This window comes from Aeromicrobium camelliae, from assembly GCF_003850045.1.
Classification (GTDB): domain Bacteria; phylum Actinomycetota; class Actinomycetes; order Propionibacteriales; family Nocardioidaceae; genus Aeromicrobium; species Aeromicrobium camelliae.
In genome coordinates this window covers 18871-35216 of sequence record NZ_RQJX01000022.1, presented here as the reverse complement: position 1 = coordinate 35216, position 16346 = coordinate 18871, and the positions used below count along the sequence as shown (strand labels likewise).

Here is a 16346-nt window from a genome sequence, read left to right as displayed (position 1 = left end):
GCCGATGCACGAGGGAGACGACACGATGGCGGAGAACCAGGACGACGCTCGGGCGGTATCGCCGCGGCACGTGGATGTGCGCGTGATGATCGAGGCGGCCTCGCAGGAGGAGGCTCGCGCGCTCCTGCGGTCGCTGCTGCGCGACGCCACCGGCGCTGACACCGGGGAAGCCGGCCCCGGGTCACGTGAGGGCGGCGCGAGGGTGCGGGGCTGGTCGATCACCGAGCCGACACGAGAGCTCTGGGATTCTCTCTCCGAGGGCGGGATCCCGGAGATCCTCACCGAGATGTTCCCGCCCGAGCCCGACCCGACCGACTACCGCACACCCGGCGGAGCCCTCGACGAAGAGGCCTATGACGAGGCGTGCGAACAGTGGCGGGACCAATGCTTGAGCCTGGCGGTGACGGCGGCACGGCTGCCGGATCTGCTGGAGCGTGTGGAGCGGGCAGAGCGGGTTCGGGACGGGCTGCTGGATGTGATGGAGCGGCACGCTCTGCCCCCGCATCCCGACGTTCTGGAGCTTCGCGATCAGCAGGGCCGTCCGGACGTTGCCGCGTATCGCGCCGCGGTGCACGACTGGGAGCAGGAGTGCCTGACGACGCTGCTGATGCAGAACGAGGCGCTCGAGCAGCTCGGGCAGGAAGGCGGCCCGCGGACGGCATATCTGCCGGCGCAATTCCATCAGGAGTGGCTTCCTGCGGACCTCCTGGCGTTGACGGCCCTGCGGGAGCTGCTCGAGCAGCCGTCCGCGTTCACCGGCCGCCTCCTGGGGCGCGAGCAGCGCGAGGAGCTGGCGGCGATGCTGTTCGCCGCGGACCCTGAGGTGAGCATCAGCGATCCGGACACGCCCGGCGGGATGCCGATCTACGAGGGTCAGGCGTCCGACGCGCATAAGTGGATCATCCCGGGCGTCTATCAGGCGACCGGGATGGACGGTCAGGGCGAGTTCCGGGTCGTCGTCGGCCGCAGCCCGATCGGGAACACGGGCACGGCGTCGGCGGCGTTCCCGCCCGCCGAGCACGACAGCACCGTGCTGAACCAGATCGCCCGCGCCTTGGAGGAAGCCGCCGAAGTAGACCCGGACGACGACTTCCACTGGGAGATCCCCGATGACGGCCTGCGGGAGCTGGTGGAGCGGATCGACACGCTGGTGACGGCTACCGGCCGCACGGCCGCGGACGGGGGAACATTGATCGAACGCGGGAGCCTGCTCAGCGACCTCCTCGCCCGCCGCGAGCAGTCGCTGCACCCCGACCAGGACCGCCCGGATCCCGGCCCGCGCCACGGGGACACCGACCTGTCCCGCTGAGACCCCGGCCTCGCGGCGGGCGGGTGTGGACCTGCATCGTTTCGCGCATCCTTGCGACTCTGCTGCGCAGCTTCCCGCTGAAAGGTTGCTCTCTGCCCGTGGGGCTCGTTAATGGGGAAGGACACCGGTTTTCTGCGGGAGGCCCGCCTCTCGCGACCGCAGACGCCCCACAGCCTGGGGTGTCGCCGTGCCGCACCTGTCTGGTCGCAAGACCCGGACCCGCCTCGCATCGGTCGGGACCGGGCCTGCGCATCCCAGGGAGGTGAGAGCGATGACCGCACAGCAGCGGCCGTTGATGCCGTTCGACCAGACCGCCGGACTGCCGTTGGGGCAGGCGGCGCTGGCATATGCGCGGGCCGGGATCTCGGTGTTCCCGTGCTGGCCGGGCACGAAGGACCCGGCGACCAGGCACGGCTTCCATGACGCCACCACAGATATCGAGCAGGTGGCGTACTGGTGGCGGCGTAACCCGGAGGCGAACATCGCTGTGCGCACCGGGACCGTCCCGCGAGCCGGGTGCGGCGTGGACGTGCTGGATGTCGACGCGCATGCGACCGGCAGCGGGTTCTCGGTCCTGCAGGCGCTGCGCCGGTCGGGGCTGATCGACCAGTGGGCGCATGCCGTGCGCTCACCATCGGGCGGCTTGCACTTGTATTACCCGGCCGACCCGGCAAGGCCCCAGCGCAGCTGGGCACGCCCCGGCTCGCACGTGGACCTGCGCGCCGGCGGCGGCTACATCATGACCGTCCCCTCTCGCCTGATCGTCGACGGGCGGTCCCGCTCCTACACCCCGATCGGCGCCGCCCGCCTGGGCGCGGGGACGATCGACGGGGACCGGATCCGGGAGCTGCTCACCCCGGCGCGGCCAGCCCGGCCCGCGCGTGCGGTCCGGCCGGTGCCGGCGGACGTGTCGGAGCGGGTCGCGGCGCTGCGATCCTGGCTGTCGCGGGCTCAGGAAGGCAACCGGAACGCGTCGCTGTTCTGGGCGGCCTGTCGCATGGTCGAGCTCGGCGCCACGGAGAGCGACACGCTCACGCAGCTCGGCCCGGCGGCGGAGCAGACCGGCCTGGACGGCCGCGAGATCGCGACCGCGATCCGCTCTGCCCACCGCACCGCCACCGACGTCGCAACCACCAGGACGGCTGTCGGCGGGGCCTCTCGCCGGCACGACTGGGGCCGATGATGACGCGGCCGACGGTCGGAACGCGGGGCGGGGTGTCCCGCGGGGTGATCGCGGCCGCGATCGCCGGGACTTTCGCGCTCGCCCTGGGGGCGTTCCTGCTGTCCTTCGAGGCGCTGCAGGACCTTGCCCGGCTCGCCGGGATCGCGGGCGGGCAGGCCTGGCTGTGGCCGCTGATCGTCGACGGCGTGATCCTGCAGGCCACCATCAGCGTGGTCGCCCTCCGCGACGCCGAGGGCTCTGCACGAAGGTTTGCGTGGATGCTGCTCGCCGCCGGCACCGGCGTGTCCGTCGCCGCGAACATCACCCACGCGGTCCTCACCGCCGACCAGCGCGTCCCGGGCCTGGTCGCCGCCCTGGTCGCGTCGGTGCCGCCGCTGGTACTGGTGGCCATGACGCATCTGACCGTCGAGCTCATCCGCAACGCCGGCCCCCGCCACGACCAAGACCAGCAGGAGCAGCCACCGTCTCCGGTCGTGGTCACCGAGCGCCGCGTCCCCGACCGGACGCCGCCCGCCCTCGAGGCCGGACCCGCGCAGGACCACGACGCCCGGGAAGCCAGCGAACTGAGGTCTGCTCCCAGCCGGGGCACGAACTCGCGATCGCGTCAGGAACGCGACGCCAATCGTCGCGAAGCGGCCCGCTTGGCCGGACAGGGTCTGTCCTACCGGGAGATCGCCCGTCGCCGCGGGGTGCACCCGACGACGGTGGCCCGCTGGCTGAACGCACCTGACCCTGCAGACGAAAGGAACGACGATGAGCATGAGCCAGACACCGAACAGCCCTGAGGACCCCACTCCGACGGCTGCCAAGGACGACGCCGGTGACGACGAGACCCGTGAGCGGGCAAGTGTGGCCGAGGAGGATGAGCAGTCCCGCCTGGCCACGCACAAGGACCCGACCCTCCACGTCGAGCCGGAGACGCCGGCGGCGGACGGGCGTGCCCGGGTGGAGTGGGTGCGTCCCACCGACCTGGCCGCGAGGGCGGGAGGCCGCGTGATGGAGCGCGGCCACGAGCTGAACCGGCAGCTGATGACCGCCGTGCGGGAAGCGGGCCGCGAGCAGCGGGACGCGCTGCGGCAGCGGATGGCCGACCGCAGCGCCGAGGTCTCCGTGACAGGCCCGGAGCGCGCCCCAGGGCGTGCAGCCGGACGGGAGGGGGTGAGCCGGTGACCACATCCCGGTCCGGCGCCCGCCTGGGCGCCGACTGACCCGGACGCCGCAACGACCACCACCGTGACCCGCGCGCTGAGCGCTGCGGGGTCGCGGGCCGATCACCAACCGGGGTCCCCGTAGGGGTGCCCGGGCGGGCACGACTGTGCCTGCGCTCTTGACCGCTCCCTTCTGGCCGGTGCGGGTCCGTACCTGACGGATACCACCATTCGAATGCTGAGGGAGTCGCCATGAGCACCACCCGTTCGCCCTTGACACCCGATGACCGTGCGCCCGGGGAGGGCGTGGACTTCACCACCCCGGACGGGCTGCGGCAGGTCATCGAGGAACTCACCGCCGGCCAGGCATGGTCGACCAGCCCTGTCGCCGCGGAGCTGATGGGCTACGCCACCACCAAGTACGCGCCCCTGGCGAAGGCCTGGCATCGCGACCCCGCCGACGCGGCGGTCGAGGCGTTCTTCGCGATGATCACCCCGTCCACGCTGCGTGCCCGCGACCCGTGGGCGGTCGTCACCCGGGCCGTGGCCCGCTCGGTCGCCGCCGAGACCCTCGCCGAACGCTTCCTGACGTCGCAGGACAAGGCCCGACGACCGACCCGCCGCCCGGATGCCGACCCGGTGCGGGCCGGGGACTACGAGGACTACCTGTACGACATCCACCCCCACCAGCCGGGCGAGCAGGCCGAGGACGGCGTGGACCGCATCGTGCGCACCACGACGGTGTTCCTCGTCTCGACCGGGTGGGCGCACCGCGGCGTCGAGCAGGCCGTGGACTACATCGCCCACCGCATCACCGGGCTGCGCTCGCGCGAGGCCGCCGCCGAGACCGTCACCGGCGACCTGCACATCGCCACCCGCCTCGGTTACGACCCCGACACCTGGCGGTCCCTGGTCCGCCTCACCGTCGGGCGCCGGCCCCGCAGCAACGAGCGGGAGATGGGGCTGTTCGCCCGGGTCCTGCTCGGCGACGACCTCGGCGAACTGCTCGCCGACACCCGCCTTGTCGCCGCTTCCCGCCAGAGCACCGGAGGAGGCGGGCGGCCATGACCCGCGGGCATCTCGTGCTCGAGCACGCCATCGACCAGATCACCCGCGGCCACGCCTACCGCCGCGACGTCGAGGAAGACCTCGACGAGCTGTGCGAGTCAATCGCCCGCGTCGGGATCCTCAACCCGCCCACCGTCACCGACGCCTACGTCCTGATCGCCGGGCAGCGGCGGCTGGCCGCGATGGAGAAGCTGGGCTGGCGCGTCACCCCGGTCTGGATCGTCCCGGGAGTGTCCGACAAGCTCTCCCAGGTCCTCGCGATCCGCGACGAGCAGACGCTGCGCAAGGCCCTCAAACCCATCGAGCAGGCCGAGCTGTACGAAGAGCTGAAAGCCCTCTACGCCGAGGACGCCGAACGCCGCGACGCTGCCACCCGCTTCGGCTCCCCGCACCGCGACGCCGCCGAGGATGATCGCGCGGCCGACGGGGAGGACGGGGGTGCCGATTCGGCACCCCCGGACGATCCAGCGAAGACGGACGAGCCGAAGGCGAATGACACGAAGTCCCGCGTGCAGGCGGCCCGCGCGGTCACTGGTCGGGACTCACGGACGATGCTGGAGCAGATCGGCGAGCTCCGGCGGATCGCGGCCGACGATGATGAGGACCCGATGGTCCGCCAGCACGCCGCCGAGGCTCTGCTCGAGCTCAACGAGGACGGCAAGGTCAACGGCAGGTTCCTGCAGGTCAAGACCCGACAGAACCTCGCCGCGCTCACCCGCCTGGCCCAGCACCCCGACACCCCCGACACGGTCCGGGACGCCGCCGGCGCCGAGCTCGCGGCCCTGGCGCCGGACCTTCCGGCGAAGGACGCTGCGAAGGAGTCCGGGCTCGCGCTGGAGCGGGTCCGGAAGCTGCAGGCCGCGGCGGCGGCCGAGGAGAAGGTCGGCTGGGCTGATGTGGATCCGCTGATGCGGCAGAAGCATCAGGTTCGCAAGCTCGTCGACCTGCTCCGTCGTGAGCACGGCTGGTGGGATCGCTTCGACCCGGCGGAGATCGGCCAGTACGCCGACGAGACCCAGTGGGACCTCATCGACACGTATGTCGACGGAGCCACCACCTTCATCACCGCAGCCACCACCGCCCGCGCCACTGCCGAAACGGAGGCGAGCGCGGGGACCGATGCGATCGAGGAGGCGGGGGCCGGCGCGGGCACTGCGCAGCAAGAGACCGCGGAGGAAGCCGGGGTCGAGCATGCCGAGCTTTGAGGATCCGGTGGCAGATGCCGGAGAGCTGTCGGAGGCGGCACGCGGCCTGGCGCATGCGAGCCGGCTCTTCGATGACCCGGCCGACAGCTACACGGTGCTCGGCGAGCTGCAGTCGGCCTTGATCAGCCTGCACCAGTCACTGCAGCAGCTCGCGGCGATGCACACCCGCCTGGCCGGGCGGACCTCGACCGATGCGGGCGACCGGGCCGATGGCCGAGAGCATGCCCTGACCGCGGCCATGCGGCTGGAGAGCGCCGCGGTCCATGTCGACCGCGCGACCGATCACCTGATGGTCGGCTTCGCCGAGAACGGGCAGATCGCCTGGCTCCCGGCACCCTCGCCGGCCGAACGAGCGCTGGCCGAACGAGCCGACGACCTCGAGATCACCTCCAGCGACCGGGCGGATCCGCCCCCTCCTGCACCTGCGCCGGGACGCTGAGCCCTGGGCTGCCGGGCATCGCCCGTACCTGACTGGTGAGAACCCGTCCGGGACCTCCGGGCGGGTTTCGTCCGTGACGGGAGGGAGCGGGGTATGGCCGAGCTGACGCCGTATGACACCGGGGAGCGCCTGGAGCCGCATGTCTGGGTCACCAACGGGATCGTCGTCCCCGGCGGGCGCCCGAGGTTCGCCGAGGAGAGCGAGTTCGGGCGGGTCGACTTCGACGCCGACGACGGCACCACGATCCTCACCCTGCATGTGCAGCGCGCCGACAACGGCTACCGGATGGTCGTCGACCAGCACAGCGAGGAGTACCTGCACGTCGTCGGGCACAACGAGCCGCCCATGCTGACCGATCCCGCTCTGGCGCAGGACGCGGAGTACCGGACCCGGCAGATGATGCTGCTGGATGCGGGCCTGGCCTACATCGGCAAGACCTACGGCGAGGACATCTTCTACGCCGACGACGGGGACCCGACCGCGTTCTCCCTGGGCAACTACACGTTCCAACCCTTGATGGTCAACGACGGCACGGTCTTCGCGATCGAGGAAGCCTACGAGCGCGGCACCGACTGGGCCGACGACGAGCGCGTGCCGATCGGCTGGACCTGGCTGCAGAAGGATCTCGTCCGCCTGCCCGACGGCACCCAGCGGGCCGAGATCACCGCGCAAGGCGAGACGATCCCCTCGGACATCGACAGCCTCATCGACCGCGCCCGCACCTGGGTCGAGCAGACCGTGCGGCGCCTGCAGACCCCGGACATCGACTTCTCGCCCTACCGGAATCCGCCCGGCCGCGACACGCCCTCCCGCTGAACCGGCCCGGCGTCGAGGCCGAGGCATGGCGGGGTGGGGGCCGTACCTGGATCGGGACCGCAACTCCTGGACCAGGAAGGACACCTCATCGTGGCCAGCCAGACCCCGCACTCGCATCCTCGCCGCCGTCTGATCATCACCGTCTGCGCGATCGGCCTCGTCCTCGCGCTGCTCGCCGGCGTCGGCATCTACGGCCTCATCAAGGGCGAACCCCACCCGGACGGCGGCCGACCGGGTGACCGGGGCACCAGCAGCACCGCGTCCCCGTCGCCGACGGAGACGACCCTCACACCGCTACCGGCCACTCGCGACCCCGAGTCCTTCGCGCGCTCGGCCGCGAGCGCGCTGTTCACCTGGGACACCTACACGCTGCTGAGCCCGCAGGACCACCGGGACGTGCTGCTGCAGGTCGCCGACCCGTCCGGGCTGGAGACCCCCGGCCTGGTGTCCGATCTCGACGGCTACCTGCCGGACCAGTCCACCTGGACGCAGCTGCAGGAATACCAGACCCGGCAGTGGCTGGACATCGACCGGGCGTACGTGCCCGACCAGTGGGATGACGCGGAGGCCGCCGCCGGTGACAGTCTCGCGCCGGGCACCATCGCCTACACGATCGAGGGCACCCGGCATCGGGAGGGCGTCTGGTACGACAAGCCGGTCACCAGCGCACACGATGTCGCGTTCACGATCTTCCTGACCTGCCCGCTCCGCGGCGACGAGTCCTGCTACCTGCTGCGGCTCTCGGTCCTCGACGAGCCCCTGCGGTAGCCGAGGGGTCGCGATGAAGAAGGCACTGGCTGTCCTGCTCGCGTTCGTGCTGTTCGCCCCGATGCTCGGCCTGCTCGGCGTCGGCGTCCTGATCAACCCCGCGAACGCCAACTGCGCCGTAGATGGCGGCGGGAGCGGCCCGATCAACGTCGGCAACGTGCCCGAGCAGCTGCGGGTCACCACCGCGGACGGCGAGTCGTTCACCCTGAACAAGACCCAGCTGACCCGGGCCGCCCAGATCATCACCACAGGGTCCCGGATCGACGGCGTGAACCGGGACGCGATCACCATCGCGCTCATGGCGGCCCTGACGGAATCCTCCCTGCGGCAGCTGGCGAACACGTCCGCCTACCCCGAGTCCGCCTCCTACCCCAACGACGGCAACGGCGGGGACCACGACAGCCTCGGGCTGTGGCAGATGAGGCCGCAATCGGGCTGGGGCACGGTCGCGCAGCTGATGGACATCGACTACGAAGTCCGTGCGTTCTTCGGCGGCCCGGACGGCCCTAACCACGGCTCCCCGCGGGGCCTGCTCGACGTGCCCGGCTGGCAGCAGATGGACAAGGGCGAAGCCGCGCAGAGCGTGGAAGTCTCGGCGTTCCCGGACCGCTACCGCAACTACGAGCCGGTCGCGGAGGCCATCATCGCCGCCCTCGCCGGCACTCCCACGACCTCCGCGTCAACTGACCCGGTGGCGGTCGCGGACACGACGGAGTCCTCGCGGGTCGTGTTCCCGCTGCCCGAGGGCACCTGGACGATGACCTCGCCGTTCGGGTATCGGATCCACCCGATCACCGGGGAGCGGAAGCTGCACGCCGGCACGGACTTCGCCGCTCCCGATGGCACGCCGATCATGGCGGCGGCCGACGGGGTCGTGACCGTCGCCCGCTACACCGACTCCGGCGGCGGCCTCATCGTCATCGAGCCCACCATCGACGGGCAGAAGATCGCCACCGCCTACATTCACATGTGGCAGGACGGGATCCACGTCGCGGTCGGCGACCAGGTCACCGCCGGGCAGCACATCGGCGACGTCGGCAGCTCCGGGCAGAGCACGGGACCCCATCTGCACTTCGAGGTCCGCGAAGGCGGCACCAACGGCACGCCCATCGACTCCGCCGCCTGGCTGGACGAGCACGGCGCCGCCGACCTTCCCGGCGCCGAGCCCGGCACCCCAGGCGGGTCCGGCTGCGACACGGACGGCCAGGCGCCCGGGGGTGATCCGGGCGAGGTCGACGGCGACCCGAACCGGATGGTGGAGGACCCGACCACCGACGGGCAGATCACCGCGCGGATGCTCCACGTCTACCAGACCGCTCTCGAGCGCTTCCCCGACACCGGATGGTCCTGCTACTCGCCCCGCGCCGGCCAGAAGTGCGAGCATCCCCTGGGCCGGGCGTGTGACATCACCTTCGGCAACCCGATCGGCCAGCGCCCGACCCCAGGGCAGCTCGACGACGGCTGGGAGGTGACGAACTGGATGAAAGACAACGCCGAGACGCTCGGCATCCAGTACCTCATCTGGCAGGGCAAGATCTGGAACATCGACCGCGACGACGAAGGCTGGCGCGAATACAACGGCGGCGGAATGCACGACCCCTCCGATATCACCGGAGGACATTTCGATCACCTGCACGTGACCGTCAGAGAATAATGTCCGAAGTTGCATCTGATGCACTATAAGCGAGCGGCAGCATGATCGTTTCGGCCACTGCGCTGCGTCCCCAAGGCTCTCATTTCGGGAACCAGGCGGCGGGCGGGCGCGTCGCGATTGAGACTCCGCCACCCACGATTCTTGGTCTCAGCGGCACCGAGTGGACGCCGCACTCATGGGACAATCGGACGATGACGAGCGGGTTCGACGAGTTGATTGAGACGGGCGAATCAGCTGACGTCTCCGGGTGGGACTTCTCCTGGCTCGACGGCCGTGCCACCGAGGAGCGGCCGCCATGGGGGTACGCGGGTCTGCTCGCCCGTCGACTGACCTCGGCCACCGCGTCCCTGGACATTCAGACCGGCGGCGGTGAGTTCCTCGCCGAGGCCGCTTCGTTCCCGCCCGTCGCCGTCGCGACCGAATCCTGGCCGCCGAACATTGCCCGCGCCACGCGGCTGCTGCACCCCCGCGGAGTCGCCGTCGTCGCGGATCCTGACGAGCCGCCGCTGCCATTCGGCGACGAGGCGTTCGACCTCGTCACCAGCAGGCACCCGGCGACGATCTGGTGGGAAGAGATCGCGCGCGTACTCCGCCACGGCGGAACCTACTTCGCTCAGCACGTGGGGCCGGCCAGCGTGTTCGAGCTGATCGAGTTCTTCCTCGGCCCCCAGCCGGAGGCCCGGCGCGGACGCCACCCCGACGACGAGTCGGCCGCGGCGGAAACGGCCGGAATGGAGATCGTCGACCTACGTACCGCGACACTGCGCATCGAGATCCACGATGTCGCGGCCGTCGTCTACCTGCTGCGCAAGGTGATCTGGTGGGTCCCCGGCTTCACCGTGGAGCGATACCGGGACCGGCTCCGGGACCTGCACGAGCTGATCCAGAGCAGCGGCCCCTTCATCGCCCACTCCACCCGCCACCTCATCGAAGCCCGACGCCCCTAGCCACCTCGCCCGCGCCCGCGGAGGATCCCGACGGCGATGCTCCGATAGAAGTCGCCAGCGCCCCGGCCCGGCGCCCGACCGGACAGGTGCGCTGACCCGCGCCCGCACGCCCCGTCAGGCCGTGCCGCCGGGAGAGCAAGCGGGCTCCCCGGCCTCTGCAGCCTTGCGAACTCGAGTCCGCCACGGCGAGCTCGGACGGTTCCTGCCCGCACCTGGACGGTCACCCGAGCCAGGAAGCAGGAGAACCCCATGCCCGTCATCGCCGCCCCGCCCGTGCTTCTCGAGGTCGACGTGTTCCCGGACTTCGACGCCGTGGGCGGGAAGACGGAGATCCTCCAGGTCCTCGGGGCGCTGCTGACCGTGGTGCTGGTCTTCGCCGTTCTGATGCTCCTGGTTAGCGCGATCGTCTGGGCGATCGCCTCCTCCCACGGCAACCTCCAGGCGGCATCCCGCGGCCGGACCGGCGTGCTCGTCTCCATCGGGGCCGCCGCGCTGGCCGGCGCCGGCGTCGCCTGGGTCAACTTCCTCGTCCAGGTCGGCAGCACCGTATAGCCGGCACTCGGCCGCCGACGGTGGCGAGGAAGAGGGCGTCCGATCAGGACGTCGCAGGCGCCCCGCGTCGCAGCGAGGCGACGCGGAGCGCTTCACGTCGCCGGGATCCGGTCGGTGTCCGTGGTGGCGGAGGGGTCTGGGGAGACGCGGGCGGAGCCCGCGCCGGGCGCCGCCAGTTCCGGGGTCGCACCTGATGCGCTGACCCGCGAGTGGCGCGGGCCGGATGTTCTCGAAGGAGCCGCCCCATGTCTGTCCTGCTGGATCTCGTCCCGACCATCGTCCCGGCCCTGGTGCCGATGGATATCAACATCACCCCCAACGACGACGGCCTTCCCGGCATCGCCGCGCTGCGCACGATCGTGGGCGCGGTCATGACCGTGGCGCTCATTCTCAGCGTGCTCGCGCTGCTGATCTCGGCGATCGTGTGGGGCTTCGGCTCCAACTCCAGCAATCCCCATCTCGCCTCGAGGGGAAAGGTCGGCGTCCTCGTCTCCTGTGCCGCCGCGATCATCACCGGCGGTGCCGTGACGCTCATCAACTTCTTCTGGAATGTCGGAGGAACCATTTCCTGACCCGCCCCCACGGGATTCGAAAGGAGGCGGGTTATGGCTGGCGTCTGTGATGTCCCTGTCATCAGCACCGTCTGCGACAAAGTCGGCGAAGGAGCCGCGAGCCTGATCAGCGCACCGTTCGACTGGCTCGCGCAGGCCGTCGGCGGCGCCGCGCAGTGGATGTTCGAGGGTGTGTGGGCGCTGTTCGACACCACCACCCTGGTCGACATCACCGAAGACGGCTACCTCGACGTGTACAACGTCGTGTTCGGCCTGGCCGTGCTGATCACCTTCGCGTTCTTCTGCCTGCAGCTCATCGGCAGCCTCATCCGGCGTGAGCCCGGCGCGTTGGGCCGGGCGGCGACGGGGATGGCCAAGAGCGTGCTCGGCGCGTTCATCCTCGTCACGATCACCGCGACCCTGTTGGAGATCGTCGACCAGCTGTGCATCGGCATCATCCAGGCCACCGGCACGACGCTGGAGGAGATGGGCGGCAAGATCGCCGCCCTCATCGCGGGGCTGACCACGATCCAGATCACCGCGCCGGGCGCGGCGGCGATCATCATCATCTTCCTCGCCTTCCTCGCGATCACCGCCGCCGCCATCGTGTGGTTCAGCCTCCTGGTGCGCAAGGCGCTGATCCTGATCCTCGTCGTCCTCGGCCCGATCGCCCTCGCCGGAGCCGGCTGGGACGTCACCCGCGGATGGTTCTCCAAGTGGGCCAGCTTCGTGCTCGCGCTGATCTTCTCCAAGTTCGTCGTCGTGCTCGTGTTCCTGGTCGCCATCACCCAAGTCAACGCCCCGATCGACCTCGACCTCGCTTCCATCGCGGACCCGGTCGCGGGCATCGTGCTGATGTTCATCGCGGCCTTCGCCCCGTACATGTGCTACAAGCTGCTCGCCTTCGCCGGCGCGGACATGTACCACCTGACCAGCACCGAGCAGGAGGCCAGGCAGTCGATGAACCGGCCGCTGCCGGTTCCGCACGCCCCGAAGCCGGAGAACGTGGAGAAGGTCCTCGGTCCCAAGGGCGACGGCCCCGACGGCGGAGGAGGGGGCGGCGGTGGAGGTGGTGGTGACAACCCGCCGCCCCCGCCGCCGAACTCGCCGAGCCCGGCCACGAGCAGCAGTGGCGCCGGTGCGGACGCGACGGGTGCTGGAGCCGGTGGCACGGCCGGAGCGGGCAGCGCCGGCGCAGGGAGCGCTGGCGGTGCCGGGGCAGGCGCGGGTGCCGGGGCGGGTGCTGGTGCGGCTGCTGGGCCGGTCGGCCTGGGCGTGGCGGCAGGGGTCGCGGTCGTCAAGGGCTCCGCGGAGGCCGGCCCGAAGGCCGGGGACGCGATCGGGAAGGCCGCGGACGCGCAGGCGTCCGGCGCCAGCGACGGGGCCGCAGCACCGCCCAGCTCTCGTCCGGCGGATGCGGCACCTACCTCACCAGCACCGCCGCCCGCCACGCCGCCGACCCAGGATCCGAAACCGGTCCCGCCGACGGATCCGGCACCGCCGAAGCACTGACCGGGTTCCTCAGACGTGATCCTCACGGGAGGGAGGTGGAACAGGACCGGCAGGCCCCGCCCGCCCGGGACGAGCGAGTCATGGCGACCTCGCTCCCCGGGAGTGGCGGGGCCTGCCGCTGTCCCGGCTCCGCACCTGGGTGGCAGGCGCCCACGAGGCGCCGCGTCTGATCCGAGAGGGGACCACCTGCCATGACCACCCATGAGAAGCATGCCAAGGACGCTGAGCCCGAGCTGCATCCGGTGAAGTTCTCCCGGCTGTCCAAGCGCGGCATCCTGCTCGGCCTGTCCCTGGCCCAGCTGATCGCGATCGGCGTCGCGATCGCCGCCTTCGTCCTCGGCCTCTACACCGGCGGCCAGACGGTCCTCTACCTGGGCGTGGTCTGGCTGCCGGCGCTGCTCGTCGCCGTCATCCGGGTCGGTGGGCGCAGCCTCGTCGAATGGCTGCCCATCGGCCTGGCCTGGATGTGGCGGTCGGTCACCGGGCAGACCCGCTACCGGCGCCGCATCGTCAAGCCCCGGCCGGCCGGCACCCTGGCGCTGCCGGGCGACGCTGCCGCGCTGCGCCAGTACGTGGACCCGGAGACCGGGGCGGTGATGGTGCACGACCCGCACGCCCAGATGCTGACCGTGCTGCGGGAGATCACCCACCCCTCGTTCGTGCTGCTCGATCCCGGTGAACAGGAACGCCGGGTCCAGGCGTGGGGGCGGGTGCTCGCCACCGGGTGCCGGTCCGGGCGGATCGCCCGCATCCAGGTCCTCGAGCGCACGATCCCCGACTCCGGGACCGGGCTGGCCCAGTGGTGGGCGAGCCAGGGCGTCGATGACGGTTCCTGGGTCGCGAACACGTATAAGGAGCTCATCGACCGGGCAGGCCCCGCGGGTGAGCGCCACGTCTCCACACTGTCGCTCTCGTTGGACATGAAGGCCGCCGCCCGGCAGGTCCGCACCGCCGGGCGCGGCCTGCGCGGCGCGGCGGCGGTCCTGAAACAGGAGATGACCACCCTGACCACGGCGCTGCGGGCCGTGGACCTGGATGCCTCTGACTGGTACACGCCCGGGCAGCTGGCCATCATGCTGCGCACCGCCTACGACCCGCAGATCGCCGCCACCCTGGACCGGGCCGGGGACATCGGCCAGGACCTCGCCACCGCCGGGCCGGTCGCCGTCGAGGAACGCTGGGACCGCCTGCGCTCCGATTCCGCCTGGCACGCCGTGCTGTGGATCAGCGAATGGCCCCGCTCGCAGGTGTTCCCCGGGTTCCTCTCCCCGCTGCTGCTCACCGGCGGAATCCGCCGCGCCGTCACCCTCCTCTATGACCCGATCCGCGCCGATGTCGCGGCCCGGGACGTCCGCAAGCGCAAGACCGAGCACATCTCCGACCAGGCGCAGCGGCGGCGGATCGGGCAGATCGAGGACGCCGAGCAGTCCGCCGAGCTGCAGGACGTCCTCCAGCAGGAAGCCGACCTGATCAGCGGGCACGGGATCCTCCGCTTCACCGGGCTCGTCGCCGTCTCCGCCGACACCGGCCCCGAGCTCGACGCCGCCGTCGCGGCCATCGAGCAGGCCGCCGTCCAGGCCTCCTGCGAGACCCGCCGCCTGGTCGGGCAGCAGGCCAGCGCCTTCGCCGCCGCCGCGCTCCCGCTCGGCCGCGGCCTCTAACCCCTCTGCTCCCTGGAAGGAGAACCCGCATCATGAGCGATGAAGAGCTCCGCCGCCTGCACACCGCCGTCCTCGTCGGATCGGAGAACGTGCCGCGCCGCGACCGCAAGGCCCGCCAGAAGGCGGCCGCGAAGCGCCTGGCCGCCGACGCCGCCGAACGCAAGGCCATCGCCCGGGATCAGGCGCGCGCCGAGCACGCCGAAGCGAAAGCGACCCGCTACCTGCCCGCCTCCGGCGAGGACGGGCCGGCCGCGCTGCGCACCCAGGTCCGGTTCAAGGCCCGCCCGCACCAGGACACCTCCGCCGTCCTGCGCGCCGCCTACCCGTTCCTCGCCGAAGGAGGCCTCGGCTCGCGCGGGATCTTCATCGGCCAGGACCTCTACTCCGGCGGCAGCTTCGCGTTCGACGCGTTCGAGCTCTACCGGCAAGGCGTCATCACCGCCCCGAACCTCATCATCGCCGGCATCGTCGGCGCCGGGAAGAGCGCCCTCATCAAATCGCTCTACACACGCAGCATCGCGTTCGGCCGCCGTGTCTACCTCGCCGGTGACCCGAAAGGCGAGCACTCGGACATCGCGGAGGCCGTGGGCGGCAAGGCGATCCGCCTCGGCCACGGCCGCCGCACCCGCCTGAATCCCCTCGATGAGGGATACCGGCCCGCCGGGACCAGCGATCAGGAGTGGGCCGGCATGGTCGCCTCCCGCCGCCGTGACCTCCTTGGCGCGCTCGCCGAGACCGTCCTCGAACGGCGCCTGTCGCCGCTGGAGCACACCGCGATCGACATCGCCCTGGCCGAGACCGTCCGCGACAACACGACCCCGATCCTGCCGATGATCGTCGACCGGATCCTCGACCCGAGCCCGGACGCGCTCGGCGACCTCACCGCCGAGGACGGCCGGCTCGTCGGCCACGCGCTGCGGAGGTTGGTCGCCGGCGACCTCAGTGGTCTTTTCGATGGGCCGTCCACGGTGGCGTTCGACCCCAGCCTGCCGATGATCTCGCTGGACCTCTCCCAGGTCGCGGAGAACAGCTCCCTCATCAGCGTGCTGATGACATGTGCGAGCGCGTGGATGGAAGCAGCTCTCCTCGACCCCCGCGGGGGTCAGAGGCTTGTGGTCTACGACGAGGCCTGGCGGCTGCTCGCCCACCCGTCCCTGCTGCGTCGCATGGACGCGCAGTGGCGCCTGGCCCGTCACTACGGGATCAGCAACGCCCTCGTCTTCCACAAGCTCTCCGATCTGGACAACGTCGGCGACCAGGGCTCGATGATGCGGGCACTGGCCTCGAGCCTGCTCGCCAATGCCGAGGTCCGCATCGTCTACCGGCAGGAGACCGACCAGATTGGATCCGCTGCCCAAACCCTTGGGCTGACCGGCACCGAGCAGTCTCTGCTACCCAGCCTCGGGATCGGGCAAGCCCTGTGGCGGATCAAGGAGAGAGCCTTCCTTATTCAGCATCAGATGACGCCCGGGGAGCTCGAATTGTTCGATACCCGTGGTCGGCTCACGCAATAGCAGGCGGCTTGTTGTCGTA

General features: G+C 71.1%; 16 protein-coding genes. All 16 read left to right on the top strand.

Features of this window, described 5'->3' with window-relative positions; genetic code table 11:
- The first annotated feature begins 4 nt into the window (after window positions 1-4).
- The 16 genes from EHW97_RS13795 to EHW97_RS13720 all read left to right on the top strand — a co-directional run bounded on the left by EHW97_RS13795 (window position 5) and on the right by EHW97_RS13720 (window position 16327).
- Window positions 5-1309 (top strand): hypothetical protein, encoded by a 1305-nt coding sequence (locus EHW97_RS13795; RefSeq protein WP_124237755.1) that lies wholly within the window; start codon window positions 5-7, stop codon window positions 1307-1309.
- Between the two features lie 271 nt (window positions 1310-1580).
- The gene (locus EHW97_RS13790) at window positions 1581-2492 is read left to right on the top strand and encodes a bifunctional DNA primase/polymerase (protein WP_124237754.1); all 912 of its coding nucleotides are present in this window, start codon (window positions 1581-1583) and stop codon (window positions 2490-2492) included.
- Window positions 2492-3277 (top strand): DUF2637 domain-containing protein, encoded by a 786-nt coding sequence (locus EHW97_RS13785; RefSeq protein ID WP_124237753.1) that lies wholly within the window; start codon window positions 2492-2494, stop codon window positions 3275-3277. Before EHW97_RS13790 ends, EHW97_RS13785 begins: the two co-directional genes overlap by 1 nt.
- Complete coding sequence (locus tag EHW97_RS13780) at window positions 3252-3662, top strand: hypothetical protein (RefSeq protein WP_124237752.1); 411 nt, start codon at window positions 3252-3254, stop codon at window positions 3660-3662. Before EHW97_RS13785 ends, EHW97_RS13780 begins: the two co-directional genes overlap by 26 nt.
- 230 nt (window positions 3663-3892) lie before the next feature.
- Window positions 3893-4708: a hypothetical protein gene (locus tag EHW97_RS13775; RefSeq protein WP_124237751.1), complete on the top strand. Its 816-nt coding sequence runs from the start codon at window positions 3893-3895 to the stop codon at window positions 4706-4708.
- The gene (locus EHW97_RS13770) at window positions 4705-5913 is read left to right on the top strand and encodes a ParB/RepB/Spo0J family partition protein (RefSeq protein ID WP_124237750.1); all 1209 of its coding nucleotides are present in this window, start codon (window positions 4705-4707) and stop codon (window positions 5911-5913) included. Before EHW97_RS13775 ends, EHW97_RS13770 begins: the two co-directional genes overlap by 4 nt.
- Window positions 5900-6352 (top strand): hypothetical protein, encoded by a 453-nt coding sequence (locus tag EHW97_RS13765; protein WP_166367516.1) that lies wholly within the window; start codon window positions 5900-5902, stop codon window positions 6350-6352. Before EHW97_RS13770 ends, EHW97_RS13765 begins: the two co-directional genes overlap by 14 nt.
- A gap of 93 nt (window positions 6353-6445) precedes the next feature.
- Window positions 6446-7168 (top strand): hypothetical protein, encoded by a 723-nt coding sequence (locus EHW97_RS13760; protein ID WP_124237748.1) that lies wholly within the window; start codon window positions 6446-6448, stop codon window positions 7166-7168.
- 90 nt (window positions 7169-7258) lie between these two features.
- Window positions 7259-7936, top strand: a complete 678-nt coding sequence (locus tag EHW97_RS13755) for a hypothetical protein (protein WP_124237747.1) — start codon at window positions 7259-7261, stop codon at window positions 7934-7936.
- 13 nt (window positions 7937-7949) lie between these two features.
- The gene (locus tag EHW97_RS13750; RefSeq protein WP_124237746.1) at window positions 7950-9590 is read left to right on the top strand and encodes a M23 family metallopeptidase; all 1641 of its coding nucleotides are present in this window, start codon (window positions 7950-7952) and stop codon (window positions 9588-9590) included.
- A 191-nt stretch (window positions 9591-9781) separates the two neighbouring features.
- Entirely contained in the window at window positions 9782-10537 is a 756-nt protein-coding gene (locus EHW97_RS13745) for a class I SAM-dependent methyltransferase (protein ID WP_124237745.1), read from the top strand.
- Window positions 10538-10786: 249 nt separating this feature from the next.
- Entirely contained in the window at window positions 10787-11089 is a 303-nt protein-coding gene (locus EHW97_RS13740) for a DUF6112 family protein (RefSeq protein ID WP_124237744.1), read from the top strand.
- Window positions 11090-11334: 245 nt separating this feature from the next.
- Entirely contained in the window at window positions 11335-11661 is a 327-nt protein-coding gene (locus EHW97_RS13735) for a DUF6112 family protein (RefSeq protein WP_208002055.1), read from the top strand.
- Between the two features lie 33 nt (window positions 11662-11694).
- Window positions 11695-13152, top strand: a complete 1458-nt coding sequence (locus tag EHW97_RS13730) for a type IV secretion system protein (protein WP_124237743.1) — start codon at window positions 11695-11697, stop codon at window positions 13150-13152.
- A gap of 191 nt (window positions 13153-13343) precedes the next feature.
- Entirely contained in the window at window positions 13344-14813 is a 1470-nt protein-coding gene (locus tag EHW97_RS13725; RefSeq protein ID WP_124237742.1) for an SCO6880 family protein, read from the top strand.
- 32 nt (window positions 14814-14845) lie between these two features.
- Window positions 14846-16327, top strand: coding sequence for a TraC family protein (locus tag EHW97_RS13720; RefSeq protein ID WP_124237741.1), 1482 nt, complete (start codon window positions 14846-14848; stop codon window positions 16325-16327).
- Window positions 16328-16346 lie beyond the last annotated feature (19 nt).

What these genes read in the sequence shown, in the direction of transcription:
- EHW97_RS13785 (WP_124237753.1), top strand. Translation starts at nt 2,492, where the DNA reads ATGACGCGGCCGACGGTCGGAACGCGGGGCGGGGTGTCCCGCGGGGTG.
- EHW97_RS13725 (WP_124237742.1), top strand. Translation starts at nt 13,344, where the DNA reads ATGACCACCCATGAGAAGCATGCCAAGGACGCTGAGCCCGAGCTGCAT.
- EHW97_RS13780 (WP_124237752.1), top strand. Translation starts at nt 3,252, where the DNA reads ATGAGCCAGACACCGAACAGCCCTGAGGACCCCACTCCGACGGCTGCC.
- EHW97_RS13735 (WP_208002055.1), top strand. Translation starts at nt 11,335, where the DNA reads ATGTCTGTCCTGCTGGATCTCGTCCCGACCATCGTCCCGGCCCTGGTG.
- EHW97_RS13770 (WP_124237750.1), top strand. Translation starts at nt 4,705, where the DNA reads ATGACCCGCGGGCATCTCGTGCTCGAGCACGCCATCGACCAGATCACC.
- EHW97_RS13740 (WP_124237744.1), top strand. Translation starts at nt 10,787, where the DNA reads ATGCCCGTCATCGCCGCCCCGCCCGTGCTTCTCGAGGTCGACGTGTTC.
- EHW97_RS13730 (WP_124237743.1), top strand. Translation starts at nt 11,695, where the DNA reads ATGGCTGGCGTCTGTGATGTCCCTGTCATCAGCACCGTCTGCGACAAA.
- EHW97_RS13720 (WP_124237741.1), top strand. Translation starts at nt 14,846, where the DNA reads ATGAGCGATGAAGAGCTCCGCCGCCTGCACACCGCCGTCCTCGTCGGA.
- EHW97_RS13760 (WP_124237748.1), top strand. Translation starts at nt 6,446, where the DNA reads ATGGCCGAGCTGACGCCGTATGACACCGGGGAGCGCCTGGAGCCGCAT.
- EHW97_RS13795 (WP_124237755.1), top strand. Translation starts at nt 5, where the DNA reads ATGCACGAGGGAGACGACACGATGGCGGAGAACCAGGACGACGCTCGG.
- EHW97_RS13750 (WP_124237746.1), top strand. Translation starts at nt 7,950, where the DNA reads ATGAAGAAGGCACTGGCTGTCCTGCTCGCGTTCGTGCTGTTCGCCCCG.
- EHW97_RS13765 (WP_166367516.1), top strand. Translation starts at nt 5,900, where the DNA reads ATGCCGAGCTTTGAGGATCCGGTGGCAGATGCCGGAGAGCTGTCGGAG.
- EHW97_RS13745 (WP_124237745.1), top strand. Translation starts at nt 9,782, where the DNA reads ATGACGAGCGGGTTCGACGAGTTGATTGAGACGGGCGAATCAGCTGAC.
- EHW97_RS13790 (WP_124237754.1), top strand. Translation starts at nt 1,581, where the DNA reads ATGACCGCACAGCAGCGGCCGTTGATGCCGTTCGACCAGACCGCCGGA.
- EHW97_RS13775 (WP_124237751.1), top strand. Translation starts at nt 3,893, where the DNA reads ATGAGCACCACCCGTTCGCCCTTGACACCCGATGACCGTGCGCCCGGG.